Origin of the sequence: Kibdelosporangium phytohabitans (genome assembly GCF_001302585.1) — a bacterium.
GTDB classification, from domain to species: Bacteria; Actinomycetota; Actinomycetes; order Mycobacteriales; family Pseudonocardiaceae; genus Kibdelosporangium; species Kibdelosporangium phytohabitans.
The window spans coordinates 8,160,096-8,175,032 of record NZ_CP012752.1 but is presented as its reverse complement, the minus strand read 5'-3'; the positions used below and the strand labels follow the sequence as shown (position 1 = coordinate 8,175,032).

The 14,937-nt window shown below is 69.1% G+C and carries 17 protein-coding genes; 15 read left to right on the top strand and 2 right to left on the bottom strand.

What is annotated here, in order from left to right; translation table 11 throughout:
• The first annotated feature begins 19 nt into the window (after positions 1-19).
• The 15 genes from AOZ06_RS36895 (at position 20) to AOZ06_RS36825 (ending at position 13,143) form a co-directional block, all read left to right on the top strand.
• On the top strand, positions 20-1,216 hold the full coding sequence (locus tag AOZ06_RS36895) for a hypothetical protein (RefSeq protein ID WP_054293608.1): 1,197 nt from the start codon (positions 20-22) through the stop codon (positions 1,214-1,216).
• Between the two features lie 215 nt (positions 1,217-1,431).
• Positions 1,432-2,232 carry an SGNH/GDSL hydrolase family protein gene (locus tag AOZ06_RS36890; RefSeq protein WP_054293607.1) on the top strand — a complete coding sequence of 267 codons (801 nt, stop codon included), beginning with the start codon at positions 1,432-1,434 and terminating at the stop codon, positions 2,230-2,232.
• A 9-nt stretch (positions 2,233-2,241) separates the two neighbouring features.
• A complete protein-coding gene (locus tag AOZ06_RS36885) occupies positions 2,242-2,721 on the top strand; it encodes a hypothetical protein (RefSeq protein ID WP_054293606.1) in 480 nt (159 codons plus the stop codon).
• A gap of 87 nt (positions 2,722-2,808) precedes the next feature.
• Positions 2,809-4,119, top strand: a complete 1,311-nt coding sequence (locus tag AOZ06_RS36880) for a replication-associated recombination protein A (protein ID WP_054297192.1) — start codon at positions 2,809-2,811, stop codon at positions 4,117-4,119.
• Positions 4,116-4,586 (top strand): GNAT family N-acetyltransferase, encoded by a 471-nt coding sequence (locus AOZ06_RS36875; RefSeq protein ID WP_054293605.1) that lies wholly within the window; start codon positions 4,116-4,118, stop codon positions 4,584-4,586. The genes AOZ06_RS36880 and AOZ06_RS36875 overlap by 4 nt, the downstream gene beginning before the upstream one ends.
• Before the next feature lie 100 nt (positions 4,587-4,686).
• Positions 4,687-6,267 (top strand): purple acid phosphatase family protein, encoded by a 1,581-nt coding sequence (locus AOZ06_RS36870; RefSeq protein ID WP_054297191.1) that lies wholly within the window; start codon positions 4,687-4,689, stop codon positions 6,265-6,267.
• Between the two features lie 73 nt (positions 6,268-6,340).
• Positions 6,341-6,547, top strand: coding sequence for a hypothetical protein (locus AOZ06_RS36865; RefSeq protein ID WP_157233454.1), 207 nt, complete (start codon positions 6,341-6,343; stop codon positions 6,545-6,547).
• An 18-nt stretch (positions 6,548-6,565) separates the two neighbouring features.
• Positions 6,566-6,868 (top strand): hypothetical protein, encoded by a 303-nt coding sequence (locus tag AOZ06_RS36860; RefSeq protein WP_054293603.1) that lies wholly within the window; start codon positions 6,566-6,568, stop codon positions 6,866-6,868.
• Positions 6,869-6,927: 59 nt separating this feature from the next.
• Complete coding sequence (locus tag AOZ06_RS36855) at positions 6,928-7,329, top strand: DUF948 domain-containing protein (protein ID WP_054293602.1); 402 nt, start codon at positions 6,928-6,930, stop codon at positions 7,327-7,329.
• The gene (locus AOZ06_RS36850) at positions 7,326-7,592 is read left to right on the top strand and encodes a hypothetical protein (RefSeq protein WP_054293601.1); all 267 of its coding nucleotides are present in this window, start codon (positions 7,326-7,328) and stop codon (positions 7,590-7,592) included. Before AOZ06_RS36855 ends, AOZ06_RS36850 begins: the two co-directional genes overlap by 4 nt.
• Before the next feature lie 72 nt (positions 7,593-7,664).
• Entirely contained in the window at positions 7,665-10,328 is a 2,664-nt protein-coding gene (alaS, locus tag AOZ06_RS36845) for an alanine--tRNA ligase (protein ID WP_054293600.1), read from the top strand.
• Complete coding sequence (gene ruvX / locus AOZ06_RS36840) at positions 10,325-10,852, top strand: Holliday junction resolvase RuvX (RefSeq protein ID WP_054293599.1); 528 nt, start codon at positions 10,325-10,327, stop codon at positions 10,850-10,852. The genes alaS and ruvX overlap by 4 nt, the downstream gene beginning before the upstream one ends.
• Entirely contained in the window at positions 10,849-12,066 is a 1,218-nt protein-coding gene (gene mltG, locus AOZ06_RS36835) for an endolytic transglycosylase MltG (protein WP_063810176.1), read from the top strand. The genes ruvX and mltG overlap by 4 nt, the downstream gene beginning before the upstream one ends.
• Positions 12,053-12,913: a shikimate dehydrogenase gene (locus AOZ06_RS36830; protein WP_054293598.1), complete on the top strand. Its 861-nt coding sequence runs from the start codon at positions 12,053-12,055 to the stop codon at positions 12,911-12,913. Before mltG ends, AOZ06_RS36830 begins: the two co-directional genes overlap by 14 nt.
• A gap of 71 nt (positions 12,914-12,984) precedes the next feature.
• A complete protein-coding gene (locus AOZ06_RS36825; RefSeq protein WP_157233453.1) occupies positions 12,985-13,143 on the top strand; it encodes a hypothetical protein in 159 nt (52 codons plus the stop codon).
• A 121-nt stretch (positions 13,144-13,264) separates the two neighbouring features.
• On the opposite strand, the gene AOZ06_RS36820 is transcribed toward AOZ06_RS36825, so the two are convergent.
• Together AOZ06_RS36820 and AOZ06_RS36815 are read right to left on the bottom strand one after the other, a co-directional pair.
• Positions 13,265-13,534, bottom strand: coding sequence for an HPr family phosphocarrier protein (locus AOZ06_RS36820; RefSeq protein WP_054293596.1), 270 nt, complete (start codon positions 13,532-13,534; stop codon positions 13,265-13,267).
• The gene (locus AOZ06_RS36815; RefSeq protein ID WP_054293595.1) at positions 13,527-14,750 is read right to left on the bottom strand and encodes a PTS transporter subunit EIIC; all 1,224 of its coding nucleotides are present in this window, start codon (positions 14,748-14,750) and stop codon (positions 13,527-13,529) included. Before AOZ06_RS36815 ends, AOZ06_RS36820 begins: the two co-directional genes overlap by 8 nt.
• Positions 14,751-14,937: the final 187 nt, after the last annotated feature.

Sequence of the window (14,937 nt, the reverse complement as noted above, 5' to 3'; positions counted from 1 at the left end):
GGGAGTAGGGTCGGAGGAGATGAGTGTGGACATCGCCGCCGACCCGCCCGATCTCGACCAGACGCCGGACGAGGCCATCACCGGGACGGTGAGCGCGGCGGAAGCGGTGCTCAGGCGCAGGTACGGAGCCAAGATCCAGCTCGCGGAGCCGGAGGATCTCGGCGGTAGCACCCATTCCACCGTCGTCCGGGTCCGTGTCGCCGCGACCCCGTTCTCGCTGCCGCGCACCCTCGTGGTCAAGCGCTACAACCAGCCGACGCCGTCCGAGGCGTTCGTCCGCGAAGCCGTCAGCTACCAGCTGTTCACCGCGTTGACAGCGGAAGAACGCATGTGCCCCGAGCTTTACGCGCACGACGGCAACGCGGGCGTGATCGTCATCGAGGATCTCGGACGCGCTCCCACCCTCGCCGACAAGCTCCTCGGCGACGACGCGCGGGCAGCGGAGCGTGCTTTGCTGTCGTGGGCCCGTTCCCTGGGGCGGCTGCACGCGACGACCGCGGGCCGCGAGGCCGATTTCGACGCGTTGATGCGGCGCCTGTCGGCGGCGAGGGTGAAGGGCGATCCGTTGGCGGTCAACGGACCCGCGGCCATCGAACGCCTGCCGCAGCTGATCGAGGACGTGCTCGGCGTGACCACCCCGGCGCACGTGTTCGAGCGCGCCGAACGGACCCGCTGGCTGCTGGCCACCAGCAGGCACCGCGGTTTCAGCCCGTCGGACCTGTGCCCGGACAACAACCTGATCACCAGCCGCGGCGTCCGGTTCCTGGACTTCGAGGGCGGCTGCGTCCGCAACATCATGCTCGACGCGGCGTACCTGCGTGTGCCGTTCCCGTCGTGCTGGTGCGCGTTCGCGCTGCCCGCCGGGATGACCGACGCGATGTTCGCGGCGTGGCGTGCCGAGGTCAGGGCGGTGTGGCCGGACCTGGCCGACGACTCGGTCGTGCTGCCGCGGATGCTGGACGCGCAGCTGTTCTGGGTCTGGGCGTCCACGTTCTGGTTCCTGCCCCGGCCGGGCGAGCCGGACGCCCCGATCGACAGCCACCTGCCCTCCCCGCGCCGCAGCGTCTCGCTCGCGGCACGCTGGCAGCACCTGAGCGAAGAGGCCGCGCGGGCGGGCGCGGACAACATCGTGGAGCACTCCCGGGCCGTGGTCGACGCGCTGAAAAGGAAGTTCGGCCCCGACCTGACCCTGCCGATGTATCCGGCGTTCCGGTAGAAGACGCGGTGCGGTGCCGGACGCGGGTACCGGATGGACCTCGCTGCCGCGCGGTCTGGGAAGCGCCGACCGGCGAACCAGCCCGTCGCGTGCGAGCCGGGCTGTTGGCAATCCCCGCCCGTAGCCGCGGGGCGGAAGTCAAAGTTCAAAAAGGCGTCTTCGGGGAGTTAACCCGAAGTCACCGGTGGTGAGCGAACGGCAGAGATCGTTGTGCCGTGACCGTGCTGGAGTACGCACCTCAGGGGTTGCGGCAGGTGCGCAGCCTCGTCGTGCTGGGAGATTCGACTGCGGTGGGGCTGGGCGATCCCCTGCCTGGCGGAGGTTGGCGTGGCGTCGGCCCGTTTCTCGCCGACGCGCTCAGCGGCACCGAGCAGGTGCTGTTCGCCAACGTATCGATCAACGGTGCCCGGATGGGCGACGTGCGCTCGATCCAGTTGCCGCAGGCGCTGGCCGTGGCGCCTGAGGTCGCCGTGATCATCGTCGGGATGAACGACACCCTGCGCTCGGACTTCGACCCGGAACGCATCCGGGCGGACCTCGGGTACGTCGTCGGCGAGCTGAAGGCGGCGGGCGCGATCGTGCTCACTGTCCGGTTCCACGACCACGCGAAGGTCTTCCGGCTGCCGGGGCCGTTGCGGCGCGCGCTGCGCAGCCGGATATCGGCGCTCAACTCGGTGATCGACTCGGTGTCGGCGGCGCACGACGCGGGCTGCCTCGACCTGGACCTGCTGCCCGGCGCGTACGAGATGGGGACGTGGAGCGTCGACCGGCTGCACCCGTCGGAGCTGGGACACCGGCTGCTCGCCCAGGGGTTCGCCGGCATGCTCGCCGACCGCGGCTGCGCGATCCCGCGCCCGGTGAGCCTGACGTGTTCCGGTGGACGGCAGGTCGGCACGGCCGGGCACGTGGTGTGGCTGATCGTCAAAGGTATCCCGTGGCTGTGGCGGCGTGGCCGTGACCTCGTGCCGTACGCGGTGTCGATCATGGTGAAGGGAGTTGTCGGACCCCCTCGCTAGTGTGCGGGTATGAGCTTCACCGAGCGCTACTCCAGGCCGCTGCCCGCGACCGTGGTCGACGGCTGGACCATCAAGCCCTACCAGGTGACGATCGGCCAGAACCCGATCGCCGCCGCGACGGTCGCCGCCGCGGACGAGTTCCTGCCGAAGCTCCTCCCGGCATCGTTGGCGCACCCCGCGCTCGCCCACACGCAGCCCGCCTCGCCGCGGTATGCCTTCGCCGTGCTCCACGAGGGCGCGGACGCGCTGTGGCTCAACCTCTACACGTGGGTCTACCAGGCGATCCTGCACACGCGCCTCGCCTCGTCCGGTTTGGACGCGGTCGCGTTCGGCGAGGTGACCGAGCCGCTGATCGGCTGCGTGTGGGAGCTGCCCGCGCTGGTGCACGAACGTTCGGCCTGGGTGCGCCACGTGCTCACGCCCGACCAGCCCGACCTGGACGGCTACCTGGCTGACGTGTTACCCGCAGGTCCGGTCGGCGGCCCCTGATTGGGTAGCGTGTTTCCCGTGGATGAGGGTCTGTTCGACGTCTCGCAACCAACCGAACCCGAGTACCCTGCGCCGTCGGGTGCCCCGGTGCACCCTGGTTCGGCGGCCAGTGTGGCCGCGAACGCGCCGCTGGCGGTGCGCATGCGTCCGCAGTCGCTCGACGAGGTCGTCGGCCAGGACCACCTCCTTGGCCCCGGGTCGCCGTTGCGCCGGCTGGTCGAGGGCGCCGCACCGGCGTCGGTGCTGCTCTACGGCCCGCCAGGGACCGGCAAGACCACGCTGGCCACGCTCGTGTCGCAGTCGATCGCCCGCCGGTTCGTCGCGTTGTCGGCGTTGACGGCCGGTGTCAAAGAGGTCCGCGCGGTGATCGAGGAGGCCAAGCGGCGGCTGACCAGGTCGGGCGAGTCGACCGTGCTGTTCATCGACGAGGTGCACCGTTTCTCCCGCACCCAGCAGGACGCGTTGCTCGGCGCGGTCGAGGACCGGATCGTGCTGCTGGTGGCGGCCACGACGGAGAACCCGTTCTTCTCCATCGTGTCGCCGTTGCTGTCGCGGTCGCTCGTGCTCCAGTTGCACCCGTTGACCGACGAGGACGTCCGTGTGCTGATCCGCCGGACGGTCGCCGATCCGCGTGGCCTGGACGCGCGGCTCGGCCTGGCCGAGGACGCCGAGGACCACCTCGTGCGGCTGGCCGGTGGCGACGCGCGGCGTGCGCTGACGGCGCTGGAGGCGGCGGCGGACTCGGCCGCGTCCACCGGGCTGGCGGAGATCGACCTGGCGACCGTCGAGGCCACGGTCGACAAGGCCGCGGTCCGGTACGACCGGCAGGGCGACCAGCACTACGACGTGACGAGCGCGTTCATCAAGTCAATCCGCGGCTCCGACGTGGACGCCGCGCTGCACTACCTGGCCCGCATGATCGAGGCGGGGGAGGACCCGAGGTTCATCGCACGGCGCCTGGTCGTGCACGCCAGCGAGGACATCGGCATGGCGGACCCGACCGCGCTGCAGATCGCCGTCGCCGCGCAGCAGGCCGTGCAGTGCATCGGGATGCCCGAGGGCAGGCTGGCGTTGGCGCAGGCCACGATCCACCTCGCGACCGCGCCGAAGTCCAACGCGGTGATCGTGGCCATCGACTCCGCGCTGTCCGACGTCCGTTCCGGTGGCGCCGGGACAGTCCCGGCGCACCTGCGCGACGGCCACTACGCCGGTGCCGCGCGCCTGGGCAACGCCAAGGGGTACCGTTACCCGCACAACGTGCCGGAAGGCGTTCTGGCGCAACAGTATCCGCCGGACAAGCTGGTCGGCCGCGACTACTACGAGCCGACCACGCGCGGCGCCGAACGCGCGCTGGCCGACCGCGTACCGAAGCTCAGGAAGGCCATCCGCGGCGAATGAAGGTCGATCTTGTTCTCGTCGGCGAGAACGACAAACCCGTACTGGCGAACCTGCTCCAGTTGTACCTGCACGACTTCGCCGAGATTCGTTTCGAAGCGCTGACGCCGCATGGCACGTACACGTACAACTACCTGGACCCGTACTTCACCGAAACGGCGACGCGTGAGGCGTACTTCATCATGGCCGACGGCGAACTCGTCGGCTTCGCGATGGCACGGTCCGATGTCGACAACGACGGGTCGTGGAACGTCGCCGAGTTCTTCGTCGTACGAGCGCGTCGGCGCAACGGCATCGCGCGTCAGGCCGCCATGTCGCTGTTCGCACGGCATCCGGGAGTCTGGACGCTGAACTACGACCACGTCAACAAACCCGCGGCCGTGTTCTGGCGGTCCGTGGCCGCCGGTCTGATCGCCGAGGCGGAGCTGCCCGACGCGCGTACCCGGTTGAGGTTCCGCGCCGGAAGGTAAAGGGCTCTTCGGAATCCCTTGACCACCACCATCCATAGTGGACGGCTGCTGTTCATGCCGGCGTGACCGGCGGGGCATGTCGCCGGACAAGCATGCCGGCATGGAAATCCCTCGCGTCGGCGTGCCCGATCACCTCGCCGCCCGCCTGTCCATGGCCGAGCAGCACGAGTACCTGAACCGTCGTTCCTTGCTGGGACGCGGCGCGGCGGTGGCGGCGCTGACCCTCGCCGGGCCGACATTGCTGCCCGGTTTGGCGTACGCGTCCGGCGATCGCGTGACGCCAACGGGACGGCATCTCGCGTTCGGCCGCAACCCGCGAACCCAGATGCGTGTCGCTTGGCAGGTACCCGCGCTCGTCCGCAAGCCGTTCGTGCGCGTCGGCTGCGACCCGCACGACCTCGGCCACCGCGTGCCCGCGGAAATCCGGCCGCTGCACTCCGAGGTCAAGGGCGTGATCGCGCCCCTTGACCAGTACTACCTGCACGCCGAGATAGGAAACCTACGGCCAGGCGTCGAGTACTACTACGCCGTCGGGCACGAGGACTATGACCCGAAGCGCGCTGACGCGAAGTTCCGCACCGCGCCGCCGCGTGGCTTCCTGCAGCACAAGTTCACGTTCACCGCGTTCGGCGACCAGGGCGTCACCACAGCCGCGCTGGCCAACGACGGCGCCGTCGCCAGCCAGAACCCCGCGTTCCACCTGCTCGCCGGGGACATCGCGTACGCCGACCCGAACGGCGCCGGGCTGCCGATCGGCAGCACACCGGACGCGGGCCACGACACGTTCGACCCGAAGGTCTGGGACGCCTACTTCGGCCAGATCGAACCGGTCGCCGCGAACGTGCCGTGGATGGTCACCACCGGCAACCACGACATGGAAGCCCTGTACCCGCACAACGGCTACGGCGGCCAAACCGCCCGCTGGGACTTCCCCGGCTCAGGCCCGCGCTCGTGCCCGGGCGCGTATTCGTTCATCTACGGCAACGTCGGCGTCGTCTCACTGGACGCCAACGACGTGTCCTACGAGATCCCCGCGAACCTCGGCCACAGCGGCGGGGAGCAGACCCGCTGGCTCAAGCAGCGCCTGGCGTACCTGCGCGCACAGCCCGACGTGGACTTCATCGTGGTCTTCTTCCACCACTGCGCCTACTCGACCACCAACAGCCACGCGTCCGAAGGCGGTGTGCGCGACCACTGGGTCCCCCTGTTCGACCGCTACAACGTTGACCTGGTCGTCAACGGCCACAACCACGTCTACGAACGCAGCGACGCGCTCCGAGCAGGCCGTGTGACCAAGCAGGTCCCCATCGGCAGCACAGTCCGGCCGGACACAGACGGCACGGTGTACGCCACGTGCGGCGGGGGCGGCAAGAGCCTCTACAACTTCCCGGCACCGGACACGTACGCGGGCCACGAGATCCCGCACACCGAGGTGCCCTCGTACCACTGGGCCCCGGGCAAGCAGAAGGTCACCGAGTTCGTCCCGTGGTCACGGGTGCGGTTCACCGGCTACGCATTCCTCGCTGTCGACTCCGAGCCCGCGTTCCCGGGCCGCAGAACCCGCCTCACCGTCCGGGTGCTCACCGCGACCGGCGCGGAAATCGACCGGTTCGCCCTGGAACGCACGGCGGGTTTCCACTTCGGCAGCCTCACCCTCGGCGCCGACATCGGCGACGCCTGACCGGGACACCGGCGGCCCTCGGCGCACGCCGGGGGCCGCGCTGGGTTTCACCCGTGTCCAGGTGCCGTTGTGGGTGACGATCGCCGTCGCGTTGGTCGGGTTCGTCGGCGTGTTGAGCGCCCAGTTCATCGCCGCGTGGCGGGAGGACCGCCGTTGGCGGCGCGACCAGGAACGCGAGGACAAGAAGTGGCAGCGTGAGCGCGACAAAGAGATCGACAACCGCGGCTACGAGGGCAGGCAGAACGCGTACGCGCAGGTCATCGCCGCCGTCGAGGCGTAGGACTGGCTCGTCTACCCGGTGATCGCCGCGGTCCGCCGGGAGGCGGACCTCACCGACGGGAACAAGGCCGACGTGTGGCGGGCCCGTGAGGAACTGCGGTTGTCACTCGGCCCGGTGAACTTGTTCGCTCCGCAGCGCATCAAGGACATGATGCGCGACACCATGCTGCCCCGCTCCCGGCTCGCGATGTACCTGACCACTGGACCTGCGCCGGAGTGGCAGCGGGTCAGGCAACTGTGGGACGAGTCGCAGGCCGGGGTACAAGGCGCTGCGCGCCGAGATGCGCGGGACCTCGGCCTTGAGGCGCTGCCCGGCGGCTGACGGCGCACCGGTAACCTTCCCATCACCCAATTCGAGCAACCGCCTTACCGGGAGGCTTCGTGTCCGCAGGGGAATGGATCGCGGCTGCGGCTGTAGCCGTGTTCCTGCTGCTGGTGATTCTGGTGGCGCGCCCGTTGATGAAACTCGGACGCACGCTGGACGAGGCCACCATCGCGATCCGCAAGGCGCATGAGAACTCCGACCCGCTGTTCAACGGCGCCAACACCACGCTCACGCACGTCAACACGCAACTCGAGCGGGTGGACGGCATCACCGCCAACGCGCAGGCGGTCAGCGGCAACGTGTCCGCGTTGACCTCTGTGTTCACCGCGACGCTGGGTGGTCCGCTCGTCAAGGTCGCCGCCGTGTCGTACGGCCTGAGCAAAGCGATCAAGGCCCGCCGCAAGCGCAAGGAAGAGCGCGAGGGCAAGCACACGCGCAGTCGTAGGGGTCGCAAATGAGCAGGCTGTTCTGGATGGGCGTCGGCGTCGCGGCCGGAGTTGCGCTGTCACGTAAACTCAGGCAGAAGGCGTATCAGGCCACACCCGCGGGTGTGGCCGAGAACGTCAGCGACGCCGTGCGTGAGCTGGCGGGTGCCGTGGGCGCGTTCGGTGCGGACGTGCGCGCGGGCATGCAGGAACGTGAGAAGGAGTTAGAGGACGTGGTGACCGAGCGGTCGGGCGTGCGCCTTCACGGCGCGCGAGCGCGACGGGCGGACGACTGAGTCGCTTCCGGCCCGTGTCGTTCCGCCGTGCCCGCCCACTGACCTGTTCACACCTCCTTCCTGGGATGAGCCGTGCAAACGCATGAGATCCGAAACCGCTTCCTGACCCATTTCAAGAACGCCGGGCACACCGAGGTACCGAGCGCCTCGCTGATCCTCGACGACCCGAACCTGCTGTTCGTCAACGCGGGCATGGTGCAGTTCAAGCCGTACTTCCTCGGCGAGGCCCCGCCGCCGTACCCGACCGCCACGAGCGTGCAGAAGTGCGTGCGCACGGGTGACATCGACGAGGTCGGCAAGACCACCCGGCACAACACGTTCTTCCAGATGGCCGGCAACTTCTCGTTCGGCGACTACTTCAAGGCCGGTGCCATCGAGCACGCGTGGAACCTGATCACCTCGTCGCAGGACGACGGCGGGTACGGCCTGGACCCCGACCGGATCTGGACCACGGTCTACCTCGACGACGACGAGGCCATCGAGCTCTGGCGCAAGATCACCGGTCTGCCCGACGAGCGGATCCAGCGCCGCGACGGCCTGGACAACTACTGGGACATGGGTGTGCCCGGCCCCGGTGGCCCCTGCTCGGAGATCTACTACGACCGCGGCGCCGAGTTCGGCAAGGAAGGCGGCCCGGTCGTCGACGAGGACAGGTACCTCGAGATCTGGAACCTGGTCTTCATGCAGGACGTCCGCGGCGAGCAGAGCCCGAAGTACGGCCACAAGCCGATCGGCACGCTGCCGAAGAAGAACATCGACACCGGTATGGGCGTCGAGCGCGTCGCCTACCTGCTGCAGGGTGTCGACAACGTCTACGAGACCGACCTCGTCCGCCCGGTGATCGGCAAGGCCGAGGAGATGTCCAACCGCCGTTACGGCGCCGACCACACCGACGACGTGCGGTTCCGCGTCATCGCCGACCACGCCCGCAGCGGCGTGATGCTGATCGGTGACGGCGTGACCCCGGGCAACGAGGGCCGTGGCTACGTGCTGCGCCGCCTGCTGCGCAGGATCGTGCGCTCGGTGCGCCTGCTGGGCGTCGACGAGCCGGTGCTGCCCGAGTTCGCCGCCGTCGTGCGTGACGCCATGGGCCCGTCGTACCCCGAGCTGGTCCGCGACTTCGACCGGATCTCGGCCGTGATGAAGACCGAGGAGGACGCCTTCCGCGCCACCCTCACCACGGGCTCCCGGATCTTCGACGTCGCCGCCTCGCAGACCAAGGACAGCGGCAGCAAGGTGCTGGCCGGTGACAAGGCCTTCCAGCTGCACGACACGTACGGCTTCCCGATCGACCTGACCCTGGAGATGGCCTCCGAGCAGGGCCTGCAGGTCGACGAGAACCGGTTCCGCGAGCTGATGGAGGAGCAGCGGCAGCGCGCCAAGGCCGACGCCGCCGCCCGCAAGACCGGCCACGGCGACCTCTCGGAGTACCGCAAGGTCCTCGAGCAGCACGGTGAGACCGAGTTCCTCGGCTACACGGATCTGCAGTCCACGGCCCGCGTGATCGGCCTGCTGGTCGACGGCCGTCCGGTGCCGGGGGTGACGGCCGGGCAGCACGCCGAGCTGATCCTGGACCGCACCCCGTTCTACGCCGAGAGCGGTGGCCAGATCGCCGACAGCGGCCTGCTGGCCGGGTCCGGTGCCGAGATCCAGGTCGACGACGTGCAGAAGGCCGTTCCTGGTCTGTTCGTGCACCGCGTGACCATCCTGTCCGGCGAGATCGGCCTGGACGCCGAGGTCACCGGGTCGGTCGACCGCGACCGCCGCAGGGCCATCGAACGCGCCCACTCGGCCACGCACCTCGTGCACGCCGCTGTCCGCGGTGCCTACGGGCAGCGCGCCGCCCAGGCCGGTTCGCTGAACTCGCCCGGCCGGATGCGGTTCGACTTCACCACGCCGGGGTCGGTGTCCACCGACATCCTCACCGAGGTCGAGGAGGAGGTGAACGACTACCTGCAGACCGACGTCGAGGTCCAGACGTTCACCACGACCAAGGCCAAGGCGCTCGAACTGGGTGCTGTGGCCCTGTTCGGCGAGAAGTACGGCGACAACGTGCGCGTGGTCGACATGGGCGAGTACTCCCGCGAGCTCTGCGGTGGCACGCACGTCGGCCGGATCGGCCAGCTCGGCCTGGTCAAGCTGGTCGGCGACTCGTCGATCGGCTCGGGTGTGCACCGCGTCGAGGCCCTCGTCGGGTCGGACGCCCTGCGCTACGTCCGCAAGGAGCAGCTGCTGGTCTCGCAGCTGGCCGACCAGCTGAAGGTCCCCTCGGCCGAGCTGCCCGGCCGGATCGAGGGCCTGCTCGGCCGGATCAAGAGCGCCGAGAAGGAGATCGAGCAGCTGCGCGTGGCCCAGGTCCTGCAGTCCGCCGGTGCCCTGGCCGGGAAGGCCCAGGACGCCAACGGCGTGCGGCTGGTCGCCGAGCGGGTGCCGGAAGGCGTCGACGCCGGTGCCCTGCGTGCGCTGGCCACGGACGTGCGCAACCGGCTCGGCAACAGCGAGCCCGGCGTGGTCGCCCTGTTCGTCCCGGCCGGTGACAAGGTCAGCTTCGTGGTGGCCACCAACGGCGTGGCCAGGGACAAGGGCCTCGCCGCGGGCAAGCTGGTCGGCTCGTTCGCCCCGGCCATCGACGGCCGCGGCGGCGGCAAGCCGGACATGGCCCAGGGCGGCGGCACCAAACCCGCTGGTCTGGACGACGCCATCGCCCTGTTGCGCAAGGAACTGGGCGGCACGTGACGCAGGACAGTCCGACCGCACACCGCCCGGGGCAGAACGACCCCGGGCCTGGTCGGAGACTCGGTGTCGACGTCGGCTCGGTACGGGTCGGCGTCGCGCTGAGCGATCCAGCGCCGGTGCTCGCGACCCCACTGGTTACTCTGTCCCGTGACGAAAAGGCCGGCAGCGATCTGGACCAGCTGGCCGGGCTCGTCGCGGAACACGACGTGGTCGAGGTGGTGGTCGGTTTGCCGAAGACGCTGGCAGGCAGGCACGGCCCGGCGGCGATCGGCGCGATCGCCTACGCGGAGCAACTGGCCGAGCGGGTCGGGGACGTGCCCGTCCGGCTCGGTGACGAGCGACTCACCACGGTGACGGCGTCGCGGATGCTGTCGCAGCGCGGTGTGCGCGGCAAGAAGCAGCGCGCGGTGGTCGACCAGGCCGCCGCCGTGGAGATCCTGCAGGCGTGGCTGGATACGCGCGCGGCCGCCGTGCGCAGGGACAACGACCGGGTCGGGGAAAGTTCACCGGAGGGTGCGGAGTGACCGACGGACTCGGACTGTTCGACAACTCGCGTGGCCACGACCAGGACGACCACGACGACTACGACGACGAACCGCGCCGCTCGCGGCGCAAGAAACGCCGCAGCCCCACGTTCTGGGTGATCGCGGTCGTCGTCGTCGCGTTGATCGCCGGTGGCGTCTGGCTCGGTGTCACGCAGGTGCTCGGCATCGGCGGTTTCGACGACTACGACGGCGCGGGCGAGAGCGACATCGTGGTCGAGGTGAAGCCGGGCCAGGGCACGGCGGGCATCGGCGGGACGCTGGAGGAGAAGGGCGTCGTGGCCAGCCCGCGCGCGTTCACCTCGGCGGGCGACGACAACCCCAAGGTCAAGGCGATCCAGCCGGGTTTCTACCTGATGAAGACCAAGATGTCCGGCAAGGCCGCGGTGGACCGGATGACGTCCAAGGACGCGCGGGTCGGCCAGTTGCAGATCAAGCCGGGCACGCAGCTCGACGACATCAAACTGCCGGAGAACAAGGTCGCGCCGGGCATCTTCACGCTGATCTCCAACGCGGGCACCGTGACGATGAACGGCAAGAAGACCGGCCCGACGGTCGAGGATCTGCGCAAGGTCGCCGAGACCACGGACCTGACCCAGCTCGGCGTGCCGTCGTGGGCCGTGCCGTTCGCCGCGCAGGCCGAGCCGAAGCGCAGGCTGGAAGGCCTGATCACGGCGGGGGTCTACGACGTGCAGCCGGGGATGGGCGCGCAGGAGCTGCTGACCAAGGTGCTCAAGGACGCGGCGACCATGCTGGACGGCTGGGGGATGCCCAAGCTGGCCGAGAAAACCGGGTACACGCCGTACCAGCTGCTGATCATGGGTTCGCTGATCCAGCGCGAGGGCATCGAGAAGGACTTCGGGAAGATCTCCCGCGTGACCTACCGGCGGCTGGCCGACAACATCAAGCTCCAGTACGACTCGACGATCAACTACGTGCTGGACGCCCCGGTCGTGACGACCAACAGTTCGGCTCGCAACACGCCTGGCCCGTACAACTCGTACCTGAACTTCGGTCTTCCCCCGACGCCGATCTCGGCCGCCAGCAAGGACGCGCTGCTCGCGGCGGCCAAGCCGGAAGACGGGCCGTGGGTGTTCTTCGTGAAGTGCTACAAGGACGGCACGTCGTGCTTCGCGGTGACGGACGCGGAGCACAACCAGAACATCAGGGACGCCAGGGCTCGTGGCGCCTACTGACCGCAAGGCCGCAGTCGTCGGGAAACCCGTCGAGCACTCGCTGTCGCCTGTGTTGCATTCCGCAGCCTATGCGGCACAGGGGCTGACCGGGTGGGCGTATTCGCGGATCACCTGTGACGCCGAGGGACTGCCCGCCCTGGTCGCCGGATTGGGCCCGGAATGGACGGGCCTGTCCGTGACCATGCCCGGCAAGCACGCGGCGCTGACTGTGGCCACTGAGGTCACGGAACGCGCTTCCCTCGTGGGCGCGGGGAACACGCTCGTCCAGTTGCCGGACGGTGGCTGGCGCGTGGACTGCACGGACGTGGACGGCGTTGTGGGTGCGCTGTTGTACGCCGGTGGCTACCAGCGAAAGCCTGGGGCGCATGGGCTCCTGCTCGGCGCTGGTGGGACGGCGCTGGCGGCGCTCGTCGCGTTGGCCAGTGTGGACGTGGACTCCTTCGCGCTGGTCGTCAGGGATCCGGCGCGGGCGACCGATGCTTCCCGCTGTGCGGAACGACTTGGTGTGAAGCTCGACGTGTATCGCTGGGCTGACACCGACTTCCGCGACCTCGTCGCGTCATCGAACGTCGTGGTGAGCACGGTGCCCGCAGGTGTCGCGGACGCCCACGTGTCCGATTTGGCCGCGGCGCCGTGCGTGGTGGACGTGATCTACCACCCGTGGCCCACTCCGCTCGCGACAGCGGTGCGGGAACGCGGCGGCAGGCTCGGCACGGGATTGGACATGTTGCTGCACCAGGCATTCGGGCAAGTCGCCCAATTCACCGGCCGTCCGGTGCCCAGGGAAGCGATGCGCGACGCGCTGTTCGACGCGACCGGAGGCGCCGTCCCGTTGCCACTGGCCTGAATCACGTGATCCGTGATACACAGGTAGGTGATGCTCACGATGCGGTGGGGATCGGTGAACGGAGGGTGTGCGTGGGTACAGCGTTGACCATGGGCATGCTGGCGGCCGTGCTTGTCGTCATGGCCGTGTTCTTTGCCGGGTTCTTCCTGTTGTTCGGCGCGGTCGCGGCTGTCGGAACGGTCGCTGCGGCGGCTCAGCGGACCACCACTCGGCGCAAACTCGGGCGCTGAACAAGTCGTTTGCTCCTCCCGGCAGCACTGGCTATCGGGGGGAGTTCTCGCATGTCGTTCGCGTACGAACCATTCGGGCTCGCTGGTGCGGCGCCTTGCCATGCGCCGGGACACCACCGCTTCACGCCGAGTCCTCATCGGACTCGATCAACTCGGCCACCTTGTCCACACTGGACTGCGCGGCGTCGCCTTCCGCGGCGAGGATGACCTCGTCGCCGTGCATCGCGCCGAGCGTCATCAGGTTGAGCAGACTCGCGGCGGGCACCGGCTCGCCGCCTTCCTTGCGGATGGTCACGGTGACCGGCTGCTCGGCGGCGAGCCGGGCGATCAGCGCGGCCGGCCTGGCGTGCAGGCCGACCTTGCTGGCCACCCGGACCCTGACCTCAAACACGTCGGCCCGGTGACGGCGGCGGGTTGTGCGTCATCCTGACCCGCTCGGTCGGCGCGTCCATCGTCGTCTCGGTGTCCAGCGGTTCCGCTTCCCGGCCCGGTGTGCGCAGGTTCCACTTGGTGATGACGAAACGGAACACCGAGTAGTAGATCACCGCGAACACCAGCCCGATCGGGATGATCAGCCACGGTTTCGTCGCGAGGTTCCAGTTCAGCACGTAGTCGATGGCCCCGGCGGAGAACCCGAACCCGTCGTGCACCCCCAGCGCGTTGGTCACCGCGAGTGAGACGCCGGTGAGCACGGCGTGCACGATCAGCAACGGCCACGCGACGAAGATGAAGGCGAACTCCAGCGGCTCGGTGACACCGGTCAGGAACGACGCGAGCGCGGCGGCCAGCATCAGGCCACCGACCAGCTTGCGGTTCTCCGGCCTGGCCGTGTGGTAGATCGCCAGCGCCGCGGCGGGCAGCGCGAACATGAAGATGGGGAAGAAGCCGGACATGAACGTGCCCGCGTTCGGGTCACCGGCGAAGAACCGGTTGAGGTCACCCGTGACGCCGTTGGTCTCGCCGAACACGAACCACACGAACGAGTTGATGATGTGGTGCAGGCCGAACGGGATCAGGAAGCGGTTGAGCGCACCGTAGATCCCTGCCCCGACGACAGTGGACCCGGAAACCGCTTCGCCGACGTGGGTCAGCCCGGTGTTGAACCAGCTGTAGACCAGGCCGAGGATCACGCCGACGACCAGCATGGTCACCGCCGTGATGATCGGCACGAACCGCCTGCCGCCGAAGAACGCCAGGTACGGCGGCAACTTGATGCGGTGGAACCGGGTCCAGAGGCCCGCGGTGACCAGACCGGCGACGATGCCGCCGAGCACGCCGTACGGGCCGTTCATGAAGTTGCGGCCCTCGGTCAGCGCCGGGTCGACGATCGCCATCAGCACGTTGTGGAACACCAGGTACCCGACGGCCGCGGCCAGCGCGGCCGACCCGTCCGCGCGCCGGGCGTAACCGATCGCGATGCCGATCGCGAACAGCAGCGGCAGGAACTGGAACAGCGCGTCCCCGCCCGCGCCGATCACCCGCGCGGCCTCGTCGAAGAACTTGCCGGGAATGGCCGCGATCAGCTCGCCCTGCCCCTTGCCGCTGCCGTCGATGTAGCCGAGGCGCGACAGCAGTGCGGCGGCGGGCAGTGCGGCGATCGGTAGCATGAGGCTTCGCGCGAAGCGTTGTAAACCGGCGAGGCCACGGCCGGATTGTTGGATCTGTGGTGCGCTCACTGGATGTCTCCCGTGTCGGGGCCGGGTGTCCTGACGCGTTCAAAACCACCCTGGTCTAGACCAGGTAGGTGCGGGACTATGCGCCTGACGGGTGTTGAGTGTCAACGTCCGTTACAGC

Coding starts and splice junctions, on each gene's coding strand:
- AOZ06_RS36895 (WP_054293608.1), top strand. CDS start 20: ATGAGTGTGGACATCGCCGCCGACCCGCCCGATCTCGACCAGACGCCG.
- AOZ06_RS36885 (WP_054293606.1), top strand. CDS start 2,242: ATGAGCTTCACCGAGCGCTACTCCAGGCCGCTGCCCGCGACCGTGGTC.
- AOZ06_RS36875 (WP_054293605.1), top strand. CDS start 4,116: ATGAAGGTCGATCTTGTTCTCGTCGGCGAGAACGACAAACCCGTACTG.
- AOZ06_RS36870 (WP_054297191.1), top strand. CDS start 4,687: ATGGAAATCCCTCGCGTCGGCGTGCCCGATCACCTCGCCGCCCGCCTG.
- AOZ06_RS36850 (WP_054293601.1), top strand. CDS start 7,326: ATGAGCAGGCTGTTCTGGATGGGCGTCGGCGTCGCGGCCGGAGTTGCG.
- AOZ06_RS36815 (WP_054293595.1), bottom strand. CDS start 14,750: ATGCTACCGATCGCCGCACTGCCCGCCGCCGCACTGCTGTCGCGCCTC.